Here is a 12,117-nt window from a genome sequence, read left to right as displayed (position 1 = left end):
TGGCTGCCAGTGTGGCGATTTCACCGGTTCATTGCAACTGTGCTGATGCACAATAGCTAGGGGCCGCGCATCTCCATCCAGTTGTGCCCCTCGATCTGCGCCGGCTGGTGCACGCCGCAGCGTTGCAGCAGCTCATCCACATAGGCCGGCACCAGCAACGAGGCCGGACCGTAGCGTTTCTCGTCAAACTGGCTGCCCACTTCGCTCGGCTCCAGGTTGAGCTCTATGGTATGGGCTCCGTTCAATCCCGCTTCGTGCACGAAACCGGCCGCCGGATAGACGGCGCCAGAGGTGCCGATGGAGATGAAGAGATCGCACTGGGCCAGCGCGCCGTAGATGCGATCCAGCCCGAGCGGCATCTCGCCGAACCAGACCACGTGCGGGCGCAGCGGCTGGGGAAACTGGCAGCAGGTGCACAGCTCCTCCTGATGGAGATCGCCGCGCCACTCGATCACCTGGCCCGAGCCTGGGCAGCGCGCCTTGAGCAGCTCACCGTGCATATGAATGAGGTTCTTGCTGCCGGCGCTCTCGTGCAGGTTGTCGATGTTCTGGGTCACCAGGGTGACGCAGCCCGGCAGCAGGCGCTCGAGCCGGGCCAGCGCATAGTGGGCCGGATTGGGGTGAATGTGGGGTTGCTGCAGCTGATGACGGCGAGAGTTGTAAAAGCCCTGCACCAGCTCCGGATCCCGGGCATAGCCCTCCGGCGTCGCCACGTCCTCCACCCTGTGCTCCTCCCACAGACCGTCACAGGCGCGAAAGGTCTTGATGCCCGACTCGGCCGAGATCCCGGCACCGGTAAGAATGACGATGTGTTTCGCTGACTGCACCATGACTGACTCCCTCTGGCTAGCTCTCTGGCTGACCTTAGCACAGGGTGAAAAACCGGCCTATTCGCCCTTGGTCTTATGATGCGGTTACAGGGTGTCGAGCACGCTCAAATCGAGTCGCACGAACACCAGCTCCCGCCCCGTCACCAGGGTGAGCGGCAGGCCCAGCCCGCGCAGCAGCGCCAGCATGGGGCGATTCTGGGGCAGCACCTCCGCCGTCCATTCGCGGATCCCCTCGCCTCGCGCCAGCAAGGCCAGCGCCAGCAGGATGCGCCGCCCCGCCCCTCTGTGCTGGAAGTGATCGGCGACGATGCAGGAGAACTCGGCCCGATCCGGGTGCAACCGCCGCCGGATGGACTGGGCCTGGGCCAGCGGCCGCCCCTGGCCGTCGGTCAGCAGCAGGCCGATCTGGTGTTCCCTGGGGTAATCGAGGAAGAAGGCGAGCTGCTCGTCGCTCAACCTCTGTTTGGCGCGCATGAAACGCAGGTAGACGCTCTGCTCGCCGAGTTCGTCATAAGCCGTCCGGATGCGGGCGGGATCGGCCCCCGCCAGCTCCTGCAAACGGCAGGGAACGCCCCCGACCTCCATCATCAGCGGCAGGTCGGCGCGGGTACGGGGATGAAGCCAGCCGGCCAGGGAACGCCGCAGCCGGGCTTCGTCCGGCGGCCAGCAGAGGTAGCGGGCCACCCTCTACCAGCGCCCCGCCATGCCGCGATCGCGCCACAGACTGTGGTCGAGCAGATTGAAGGGATCGTCCAGATAGAGGGCGATGCCAAGCTCTCTGGCTCGGTTGATGAAACGCCCCAGCAGGGAGTCCGGGGTCATGGCCTCCAGGCTCGGCAGCAGGCTCTGCCCCAACAGCAGGTGCTGCAGCGGCATCCGCTCCAGCAAGTCGAACGGAATGTGCTGATCGTTGTCCAGCAGCAGGGCGAGCCGTGCCCCCGCCAGACTGGCCTGCAGCACCAGGGCAAAACGCTCCGCCTGGCTCAGCAGGTGGTCGCGCCGGTGGATCAGCAGGGTGAGCTCGCCAGGCTCCCTGCCCCGCTGGACGAGCCATTCGCGCACCAGCTCCCAGCGCGGCGGCAAACCGGTCACCGCCAGCCAGATGGGCAAGGGAGACGGGGGATCGGACAAGAGTCCGAGCAACCCCTTCTCCTCCCCCTGCCAGGTGCGGATGGTACGGCGCAGTCCGCTCAGGCGGCGCTGACGCTGCGGCCACAGATAAAGCCCCTTGAGCAGGCTCAGCAGATCGTCGGCCAGCAGCGGCTTGGCCAGGGCCGCCAGCACGTTGAACCCGGCATCGTGCAGCAGGCGGCGGGCGCCGTCGATCAGGGTCTGGTCGTGGGCGGAGAGCAGCACGATGGGCAGGCCGCTGTGCTGGTATTGGGGCTGGCTCATCAGCAGGCTGATGGCATCCTGATCCACCAGGCTGAGATCGCTCACCAGTAGCTTGATCTCGCCACCGGCCAGCGCCTTGATGCAGGCATTGCCATCCTGCACCCACTGACAGGGCAATCCCAGTCCCCTGATCTCCTGCTGAATGTGGGCCCCCTGAAACGGGTGATCCTCCAGCAACAACACCTGGGTCTGGGCCAGCCACTCCTGCCACGCCAGATAGCGGCCATTGACCCCCGCCAGCCAGTCATCAGTGAGGCGATAGATCCCCTCCGCCTGCGCTGTCAATTGCGGCAGGTAGTCGGCACCAGCGTGGGAGTCGGGATCGAACAGGGCGATGGCACCGGCGGCAAACAGCCCTTCCCACTGCCAGCAGGCATCGGGCCGGGTGCGGCGCAGGGTGGCAAATTCCGGCAGTTCGACGGCTTTTGCCGCCCGATAGGCAACCCCGTCCAGGGCATAGATGGTCACGGGGTGGAACAGGCGCTCATCCGTCTCTTCCGAGTTCAGCAAGGCCAGTAACTCTTCATCTGTGATGATCATGTCAGAGCCTCTCACGTAGTCGCCGGCACACCTCGTCCAGAGCTTGCCGCAGCGGGGGTAGCAGGGGTTGCCGTGGATCCCGTTTCCACTGTTCAATCACCTGGACGAGCGGGGTCGCGCCCACCATTTTGGCGGCCCCCTTCATCTTGTGTAAAGCGGCTTCCAGTGCCATCTCGTCTGCTTGTGTGACACAGCGCTCAATGTCGGCCAGATCCTGGCCGGTCGCCTCCAGATAGAGGGAGATGAGCTCGGGGGTGAGCAGCGGCATCTGGGCTTCTGACCAAGAAGCAGGCGCTGCCGCCTTCTGCTCCGGGTTCGGCTCGGGTGCGGGGTCCCCCAGGGTGCGCAGCAGATTGGCGAGATCCTTGAGCAGCAGCGGCTTGTCCAGATGACCACGACAACCGCAGCTGGCCAGCTGCGCCGCCGCCGGCTCGCTGAGATCGGCGGTGATCACGTAGGTGGGCAGATGTTGCCAGCGCGGGGTGTCTCGCAGTCGGCGGCAGAGCTCGGCTCCGTCCATCACCGGCATCTGCAGATCGGTCAGCACCAGATCGACCGTCTCGTGCTGCAGCATGTCGAGCGCCAGCTGGCCGTTGGCCGCGCTGATCACCTGGGCCCCCAGCTGGGTCAGCTGCATGCTGATCAATACCCGGTTCACCTCGTGATCTTCAACCAGCAGCACCCGCATCCCCTGCCCCGGCTGCGTGATCACGCCCTGGGCGGAGGGCACCAGCCGCGGCTGCATCAAGCTGACCACCGAGCCCGGCACCCAGGGTTCGCCCTGCCAGTCCCAGTAGCGCAGCCCCTGTTCATCCTGGCGGGCGCTCAGCACCGGGCCGGCCGGATCGTCCGGCAGATCGAGCTCGCCGAGCCAGGGCAGCAGATAGTCCCGCTCCGCCCCGTCGAGTGCCACATGGACGCTGCTCACCCGCGGGCGCCAGCGCGGCATCTCCTGCAGCAACACCAGCGGCAATGCACAGGTGAAGCGGCTGCCGCCAGTTGTGCGCGGCTCGACCCGGATCTCTCCCCCCATCTGCTCCATCAGCTGGCGACAGATGGCAAGCCCGAGCCCGGTCCCCTGGGCCCGCGGCTGCCCCTCCTCCCCACCCTGTTCAAAGGGCAGGAACAGGCGCGGCAGCAGCTCGGCACTGATGCCGGGCCCCTCGTCATCCACCCCGCACAACAGCTGGGTGCCGTCCCGGTGGGCCCACAGCACCACCTCGCCACGGCTGCTGAACTTGATGGCATTGGCCAGCAGGTTGTGCAGTACCTGCTGCACCCGATGGGGATCCAGCTCCACCTGAGCGGGCAGTCGGTGATCCAGATCCAGCCGCAGTTGCAGCCGCTTGGAGCGGGCCTTGGACCAGTGCACGGCAGCCACATGCTCGCACAAGTCCACCAGATCGGTGGGCTGGGGCGAGAGCGCCAGCTGCCGGTTCTCGTTGCGGCTGAAATCGAGCACGTCGTTGAGCAGGCCCAGCAGCTCGTCCCCCGCCTGCCTGACATGGGAGAGCGCAGAGTGCTGTTCGGCATTGAGGGGGGTGTGGCTGATCCACTCCAGCAGCCCCAGGATGGCGTTCATGGGGGTGCGAATTTCGTGGCTCACCGCCGCGAGGAAACGCCCCTTGGCCAGCACGGCCTGCTCGGCCCGCTCATGAGAGGCCTGCAGCGCCTGCTCCTGCTCGACCCGCGCCGTCACATCCTGCACCACCCCGTATACCCGCCACCCCTGCTCGGGCAGGCTGCGCCCCCGGCCGTAGAACTGCAGCCAGCGGGTACCCTTGAGCGGATGCTGGTAGCGCAGGGCATAGGAGAAGGGCTGGCCGGCCTGCAGCATCTCGCGCATGGGCTGCTGCATCTCGACCTTGTCCTGCGGTGCCAGCCGTCCCAGCGCCTCGCCCGGATTGCGGCGGATCTGCTGGCTGGCCAGCCCCAGCAGCTCATAGCTGCCGCGGCTGATGAACTCCACCTGACGGATCCCCTCCTCGTGCAGCAGGAACTGGATCACCACGCCGGGCACCGTGTTGGTCAGCGCCCGCAGGCGCCGCTCGGCCTGGCGCAACAAGCGGGTGCGCTCGCGCAGGGCACTGATGTTGGAGAGCGCGATGAGATCCCCCGCCGGCGACTGCTTGCCGAGCTGGAGCGGGATCTGGGCGTAGGAGTAGACCTGATCACCCAGCGCCATCTCCCCCTCGCTCTCTTGCAACTGGGCCTGCGGCAAGTGCAACTCCGCCAGGTAGCGGGCCTCCAGCCGCTTGGCCTGCTTGTTGCGCTTGATGATCTCGCCCTGATTGTCCCGCAGGAACACGGGCACCGGCAGCGCCTGGAACAGGGACTCCCGGAACTGGCTCTCCAGTGCCAGAGTCTGCTCCATCTCCTGGCGCTGACTCACCTCCCGTGCCAGCTGCTGGCGCGAGCGCCAGATCAGCCAGATGACACCGGCACTGATCAGCAGCGCCAGCAACACCGAACCCAGCCAGATCCCGTAGCTGACCCCGGCCTGCTGGGTCAGTACCAGCCGGTGCCAGCGCAGTTTGAGATCGTCATTCTGCTTGCCGGTGAGGGTCATCAGACTCTGCTCCATCACCCCGGCAAGCCTGGGGCTGTGCCGACTGATGGCAAACCCCAACCCGAAACGCTGCGGCAGCTCCCGCACCTCCAACCCATCCAGCTGGTTGTTGCGAAGCGGGTATTGCAGCTGATAGAGCTCGGCAAGCATGGCGTCGGCCGCTCCGCTCTGTACCGCCGCAATCCCCGCTGCCAGGGTGTCGCTCTTGCGCCAACGATGTTCGCCCTCCAGGCGGGTCAGCATCTCTTCGTCATAGAGGGTGGCGGGCACCACTATCCTGCCCTTCACCGCCGCCAGCGTCTCGAACGGCTGGGTCTTGCGGCTCACCAGGGCATAACGGCTGACCGCCATGATCCGGGTGAAGTCGAAGGCATCGGTCAGGGCCGGCGTCTCCAGCAGGCCGACCATCATGTCCGCCTCGCCGCTTTGCAGCTTGGCCAGCGCCTCTTCCCGGCTGGCGGTGGGGATCACGTGGAAGTTGAGCCCGGTCTGCTGGCTCACCAGTTTCAGCACGTCCGCGCTCCACCCCTTGAGATCGCCCTGCTCGTCGAGGCCGCTGTAGGGCATCAGATCCGGGTTGACCACCAGCTTGATGGCGCTGGAGGTGCCGACCAGCCAGGCCTGCTCCTTGTCGGTGAAGTGGAGCGGGTTGATGTCCTGCTCCCCCTGCGCCAGGTAGCGGTCGAGATCCTGATAGAGGGAGCCCGGCGGCAGGTAGCGGATGGCGGTGTCGATCAGTTCGCGCAGTGCCGGTTTGTCCCGCATCATCAGCCGGTAGCTCACCACCAGCTCGTCGCTGCGCAGGCGCCTCAGCCGCAGCCCGGTGTCCGGGTATTCGCGCATCAGGTAACGCAGCTGCAGGTAGTCGCCGAGGTAGGCCGTCCCCTTGCCCGCCGCCAGCGCCGCGTACCAGTTGTCCGCCTCGGTCAGGGGCTGCTGGGTTGAATGGGGATAGAGGGCCCGCAGCACCTCGTTCGCCTGCCAGATGGGCGAGACCAGAAACCTGGCCTGCCCCAGCTCGCCGCGATAGAGGATGGCGGACTCGGCCTCCAGCATGGCACGACTGAGCGCCATCCCGGGCAGGGCCTCCAGGGAGGGGCCCACGTTGGGAATGAGATCGCAGCGCCCCTCCAGCAATCCGCTGCGCACGGCAGACCAGTTGGGCAGCTTCTGATAGATGAGCGGAAAGGGGAGCTGTTCGGCCAGTCGCTCCATCTGATCGACCAGCAGCCCTCCCGACTCATCGAGATAAGGCGGCCTGATGAGCGCCGGATAACAGATGGTCAGCGACTGGGTGGCATCGGCAAATGCCTTGGCGGTCGTGGAGAGAGGCAGATCCATCGCCTGCAGTGGCGCGGCCAGCAGCAGACCTAGCAAAAGACTGGTTTTTATCATGAAAAAGTAAAAGCCAGGCGGTTGCCTGGCTTTTTGTCACTCGTTGGGTTCAACATTTTCGACCCTGGCCTTGAGTTTCTGACCAGGGCGGAAGGTGACCACCCGCCGGGCGCTGATGGGAATATCTTCGCCGGTTTTCGGGTTACGTCCTGGACGCTGGTTCTTCTCACGAAGATCAAAGTTACCGAAGCCTGAAATCTTGACTTGTTCACCACGCTCAAGCGCTTGTCTGATCTCTTCAAAGAAGGCTTCCACCATATCTTTGGCTTCACGCTTGCTCATCCCGAGCTGGGTGAACAGGTGCTCTGCAATGTCGGCTTTGGTAAGCGCCATAGATCAATCCCTCAAGGATGCATTCAACTCTTCACCAAGGGCCCGCACGACATTGTCTACGGTCTCGGCAATCTCTTTCTCCTCCAGAGTGCGCTGGGTGTCTTGCAGAACAAGACTAATGGCCAGGCTCTTCTTGTCCTCGGCCATACCAGCACCCTGGTATACGTCAAACAAGTTTATTCCAACTACCTGATTTCCGCCAACTTTTTTAATTACTGCCAGCACATCGCCGGCCAGAACCGCAACATCAACCACCACGGCGATGTCGCGACGGTTGGCCGGGAAGCGGGAAACTTCGGCTGCAACCGGCACCTTGGCCGGGGTCAGCTTGTCCAGCTCCAGCTCGAACATCACGGCGCGGCTCTTGAGGCCCAGCTTCTTCTCGAGGCTCGGGTGGATCACGCCGATGTGGCCGATGACCTCGCCATTGCGCAGGATCGACGCGCTCTGGCCCGGGTGCAGGGCACTGTGCTCGGCACGCTCGAAGGTGAAGGTAGCCCCTTCGGCGGTCAAATCCAGCACAGCTTCCAGATCCCCTTTCAGATCAAAGAAGTCGGCAGCGCGGCTCTTGATGTCCCAGTGTTCGTCGCTCTGGTTGCCGGTGATGATGCCGGCCAGCATGGGCTCCTGACGGATGCCGTTCTCGGCATTTTCGTCCTTGATGAAGCGCAGGCCCTGCTCGAACAGGCGCACCCGCGGCTGCTGACGGTTCTGGTTGTAGACCACCGCCTGCACCAGACCCGGGAACAGAGAGACGCGCATGGCGGACATCTCGACCGAGATCGGGTTCGGCAGCACGATGGCATCGCTCTGCGGGAACAGGGTCTGCTGAGCCTTGGGATCGACGAAGCTGTAGGTGATCGCTTCCTGGAAGCCGCGATCGACCAGCAGGTCGCGCACCCGCTTCAGGGTCACCTGCCCTTCTGCCTGCTCCACCATCGCCAGAGATGCGGCGGGTTTCAGATTCGGGATGTTGTTGTAGCCGTAGATGCGGGCCACTTCCTCGATGAGATCTTCCTCGATGGCGATATCGAAACGCCAGGAGGGAGCCAGCGCGGTCCAGCCGTCGGCATCCACGGTCACCTGCATGCCCAGGCGAGTCAGGATCTCGACCACCTGCGCATCCGCCACGCTGATGCCGATCACCTTGTCGAGCTTGGCACGGCGCAGCTTGATGGGGGCAGCCTTGGGCAGATGATCATCGGATTTGACCTCGATGACCGGACCCGCTTCACCACCGCAGATATCCAGCAGCAGACGGGTGGCACGATCCATCACCTTGGCCTGCAGCTCAGGGTCGACGCCGCGCTCGAAGCGGTGGGAGGAGTCGGTGTGCAGACCGTAGGCACGGGCACGGCCGGTGATGGAGAGCGGCGCGAAGAAGGCGCACTCCAGCAGGATGTCGGTGGTGTTCTCGGAGACACCGGTGCGATCGCCGCCGAAGATGCCGGCCATGCAGGCAGGGCCCTGGGCGTCTGCGATAACAAGCGTGGTCTCTTTGAGCTTCACCTCGTTGCCATCGAGCAGAGTCATCGGCTCGTCGGCCTTGGCGCGGCGCACCACCAGTTCCCCTTCAAGCGTCGCCAGGTCGAAGGCGTGCATCGGCTGACCGTATTCCAGCAGCAGATAGTTGGTGATGTCGACGATGGCGTCGATGGAGCGGATGCCGCCACGGCGCAGCTTCTCCTGCATCCAGAGTGGGCTCTGGGCGTGCAGGTTCAGCCCCTTGATGACGCGGCCGAGATAACGGGGGCAATCTGCCGGCGCTTCAACCCGGATCGGGAAGGTAGCGTCGATGGTGGCAGCAGCAGGGGTCCAGGTCGGCTCGACCACGTCCACACTGTTGAGCACGCCGATTTCACGGGCCAGACCCGCGATGCCGAGGCAGTCGGCACGGTTCGGGGTCAGATCCACGTCGATGCTGACGTCGTTGAGCGCGAGGTAGTCGCGGATATCGGTGCCGATGGGGGCGTCAAGCGGCAGCTCGATGATGCCATCGGCCTCGACGTCGATACCCAGCTCGCTGAAGGAGCAGAGCATGCCGTGAGACGGCTGGCCGCGCAGCTTGGCTTTCTTGATGGTGAAATCACCCGGCAGGGTCGCCCCGACCTTGGCCACGCACACTTTGAGGCCCTGGCGGCAGTTTGGCGCTCCGCAGACGATGTCCAGCAGCTCTTCTTCGCCCACGTTGACCTTGGTCACCCGCAGCTTGTCGGCGTCCGGATGCTGGGCGCACTCGACCACTTCACCCACCACCACGTTGTTGAACTGGCCAGCCACCGCTTCCACGGCGTCCACTTCCAGACCGGCCATGGTGATCTGCTCGGCCAGTGCGTTGTCACTCAACTCGGTGCGGACCCACTCCATCACCCAGGATTTACTGAATTTCATGTTCTCTCGCCCTTACTTGAACTGCTTGAGGAAGCGCAGGTCGTTTTCAAAGAAGGCACGCAGGTCGTTGACCCCGTAACGCAGCATGGTCAGGCGCTCAACGCCCATGCCGAAGGCAAAGCCGGAGTATTTTTCCGGATCGATGCCGACCGAACGCAGCACGTTCGGGTGCACCATGCCGCAACCCAGCACTTCCAGCCACTTGCCGTTCTTGCCCATCACGTCCACTTCGGCGCTCGGCTCGGTGAACGGGAAATAGGAAGGACGGAAGCGAATGGTCAAGTCTTCCTCGAAGTAGTTGCGCAGGAAGTCGTGCAGGATGCCCTTGAGCTCGGTGAAGCTGGCATGCTCGTCAACCAGCAGGCCTTCGACCTGGTGGAACATCGGGGTGTGGGTCATGTCGTAGTCGTTACGATAGACGCGGCCCGGCGCTATGATGCGGATCGGCGGCTGCTGATGCTCCATGGTGCGGATCTGCACGCCCGAGGTGTGGGTACGCAGCATCAGATCAGGATTGAAGTAGAAGGTATCGTGATCGGTACGCGCCGGGTGGTGCGCCGGGATATTCAGCGCATCGAAGTTGTGGAAGCCATCTTCAATCTCGGGACCACGGGCAACCTTGAAGCCCATCTCGCCAAACAGGCGCTCGATGCGCTCGATGGTGCGGGTCACCGGGTGCAGACCGCCATTCTCGATGCGGCGGCCCGGCAGGCTGACGTCGATAGTCTCGGCGGCCAGCTTCTGGTTCAACACGGCAACTTCGAGGGCTTCACGACGCCCGTTCAGGGCATCCTGCACTTGCTGTTTGGCCTGGTTGATCACGGCGCCCGCGGCGGGACGCTCTTCAGCGGACAGGGCGCCCAGGCCCTTCATCTGCTCGGTAAAAAAGCCCTTTTTACCCAGATATTTGACCCGGATTTCGTCAAGGGCGGCGATGTCGCTTACGCCCTCAATTTCGGCCCTGGCTTGGCCGACTACTTCTTCAAGCTGTTGCATGTCTTCCTCGTCACCACTCCCGGTACAGGAGCCTTTAGGCTAAATAAGGTCAAGAGGGGAATAATACAAAAAAAGCCCCTTCACTGACCATAGTTAAGGTGCCCTTTTCTCCCTACAAATCATTTTGTTATCAAGGATGATTTCAACCAGAGCCCGTTACTTGCTCGATTGGTGATCAATATCTCTTGTTTGTTGGCATATGAAATGCTTGAAATATCGCCACCCCCGCGACATTCATTCGTTTGTCCATCGAGGCCGGACAGCACAGATTGAGCGCGGATGCCGCTTACATCGCGTGCAAAGGAAAGGCGTTGACAAACCATCGATTCTGCCCGGCTCGATACCGGCAAGCGCCGAGACAACCCGAGCTGGAACCTGGCCCCACCCCTTGATTGGCTTGTGAAATGCGCCCTTCTTGCTTACTCAAAGCAGATAAGTACCCTCCCCCTCTCGGATCTGAGAGCGCCACCACGACGGCACCCCGCACTGGCACCTGCTGCTGTTTATGTGCCCGCAATATTGGGCCTGGGTGATCGGCATTCTGTAACGCTATGCCCTGACCGATGACCACGACGAGCGGGTACGGAATATCAAGGGCGCCCCACCCTTTACCGACTTCACACCCCGCTTTGACTGGAAAGAGATAGCCCCGGCCAAGGGGGATGCCGCGGGCTATATCGCCAAATACATTGCCAAGAACATCGACGGCGCCTACCTGGACGATGACGAAGAAGCCGGCACCGCTGCTGATGAAGGCGCCCTGCATGCCGTGGCCTGGGCCAGTTGGTGGGGCATTCGCACCTTCCAGCAGATCGGAGGCGCCCCGGTCGGTGTATGGCGCGAGCTGCGCCGCATCAGCAACGCCAAGAAGAATGCCGTTCTGGTGGCCCCCCCAAGCCAGTGCTGCAAGACCCGCGTTTTGAGGCAGCTCGCTTTGCCGCAGATAACGGCATCTTTCGCTGCTACCTGCACACCATGGGCGGTGCACTGGCCACCCGTGCCGAGCATCCCATCAAGCTGGCCCGCCTCATCGAGGAGCAGGCCAACAGCTATGGCGAAGACATTAAGCGCCTGATGGGCATTACCTCCGCTCGCCTGGGCATCAAGACCCGCCTGCAAGGGTGGGAAATTGTGCCCGCCGGCATCCATGAAGCCAGGAAAGCAGCGAGGGGGGTTGGGGTTAAGACGGGCGGACGACTACAGCGAGGAGTGGGTATCAACATGAACAGCAAACAGACCGTCAACCGGGAAGAGTACTATTGGTAGCCGCCATATCGTGGACGGGCTTACCCCTGTGGCCATCGACCAGAGCGGCACCATCCGGTGCGCCGTCACTGGCCGCACCCTCTGGATTGCCCCAGGCAGCATAACTGATCGCGCCAACCCAGGCGCCGCCGAACAGCTCAATCCTACATACCGGCCAGCACTGCACGGTAGTGGCTGACCACCTTCAAGTCCGCGCAGAAGTTTAATAAGAAGCCATAGCCACCGTGGAAGCACGAAGGCACAGACCTGAGTTCCCGAGGATGGACCTCTTGTTTGCTTCCAAGTATCGAAGGTTTAGACCATAACTTGTATGGAGATGGTATTCACCTGACAGTTGCCCACAAAAGGGAGTGGTCATACGGCTTCAAACCGGATAACAAAACGGTACCCCTACCGTGTTAT

6 protein-coding genes and 3 pseudogenes are annotated in these 12,117 nt (G+C 63.3%); 2 read left to right on the top strand and 7 right to left on the bottom strand.

What is annotated here, in order from left to right; all coding sequences use genetic code 11:
* Window positions 1-56: 56 nt before the first annotated feature.
* The 7 genes and pseudogenes from cobB to pheS all read right to left on the bottom strand — a co-directional run.
* Window positions 57-848: pseudogene (gene cobB, locus AB5Y95_RS05835) on the bottom strand (Sir2 family NAD+-dependent deacetylase); the annotation flags it as partial.
* A 66-nt stretch (window positions 849-914) separates the two neighbouring features.
* Entirely contained in the window at window positions 915-1,514 is a 600-nt protein-coding gene (locus AB5Y95_RS05830) for a GNAT family N-acetyltransferase (protein ID WP_042006696.1), read from the bottom strand.
* A 3-nt stretch (window positions 1,515-1,517) separates the two neighbouring features.
* The gene (locus AB5Y95_RS05825) at window positions 1,518-2,765 is read right to left on the bottom strand and encodes a response regulator (RefSeq protein WP_368159958.1); all 1,248 of its coding nucleotides are present in this window, start codon (window positions 2,763-2,765) and stop codon (window positions 1,518-1,520) included.
* A gap of 1 nt (window position 2,766) precedes the next feature.
* Window positions 2,767-6,711 carry a transporter substrate-binding domain-containing protein gene (locus AB5Y95_RS05820; RefSeq protein WP_368160068.1) on the bottom strand — a complete coding sequence of 1,315 codons (3,945 nt, stop codon included), beginning with the start codon at window positions 6,709-6,711 and terminating at the stop codon, window positions 2,767-2,769.
* A 54-nt stretch (window positions 6,712-6,765) separates the two neighbouring features.
* Entirely contained in the window at window positions 6,766-7,062 is a 297-nt protein-coding gene (ihfA, locus tag AB5Y95_RS05815; RefSeq protein ID WP_005300715.1) for an integration host factor subunit alpha, read from the bottom strand.
* Between the two features lie 3 nt (window positions 7,063-7,065).
* Entirely contained in the window at window positions 7,066-9,453 is a 2,388-nt protein-coding gene (gene pheT, locus AB5Y95_RS05810; RefSeq protein ID WP_368159955.1) for a phenylalanine--tRNA ligase subunit beta, read from the bottom strand.
* A gap of 12 nt (window positions 9,454-9,465) precedes the next feature.
* A complete protein-coding gene (gene pheS, locus AB5Y95_RS05805; RefSeq protein ID WP_005300689.1) occupies window positions 9,466-10,449 on the bottom strand; it encodes a phenylalanine--tRNA ligase subunit alpha in 984 nt (327 codons plus the stop codon).
* Window positions 10,450-10,900: 451 nt separating this feature from the next.
* Between pheS and AB5Y95_RS05800 the strand changes: the two are divergent.
* Together AB5Y95_RS05800 and AB5Y95_RS05795 are read left to right on the top strand one after the other, a co-directional pair.
* Window positions 10,901-11,640, top strand: a pseudogene (locus AB5Y95_RS05800) (replication endonuclease); the annotation flags it as partial.
* Between the two features lie 64 nt (window positions 11,641-11,704).
* Window positions 11,705-11,921, top strand: a pseudogene (locus tag AB5Y95_RS05795) (hypothetical protein); the annotation flags it as partial.
* Window positions 11,922-12,117 lie beyond the last annotated feature (196 nt).

The sequence above is a fragment of the Aeromonas sp. R5-3 genome (assembly GCF_040908225.1).
In the GTDB taxonomy this organism is placed as follows: domain Bacteria; phylum Pseudomonadota; class Gammaproteobacteria; order Enterobacterales; family Aeromonadaceae; genus Aeromonas; species Aeromonas dhakensis.
The sequence above is the reverse complement of the archived record's forward strand: the minus strand, read 5'-3'. Positions and strand labels throughout refer to the sequence as shown.

Excerpts from the sequence above, each read along its gene's own strand:
- AB5Y95_RS05825 (WP_368159958.1), bottom strand. The coding sequence starts at position 2,765 with ATGATCATCACAGATGAAGAGTTACTGGCCTTGCTGAACTCGGAAGAG.
- ihfA (WP_005300715.1), bottom strand. The coding sequence starts at position 7,062 with ATGGCGCTTACCAAAGCCGACATTGCAGAGCACCTGTTCACCCAGCTC.
- pheT (WP_368159955.1), bottom strand. The coding sequence starts at position 9,453 with ATGAAATTCAGTAAATCCTGGGTGATGGAGTGGGTCCGCACCGAGTTG.
- pheS (WP_005300689.1), bottom strand. The coding sequence starts at position 10,449 with ATGCAACAGCTTGAAGAAGTAGTCGGCCAAGCCAGGGCCGAAATTGAG.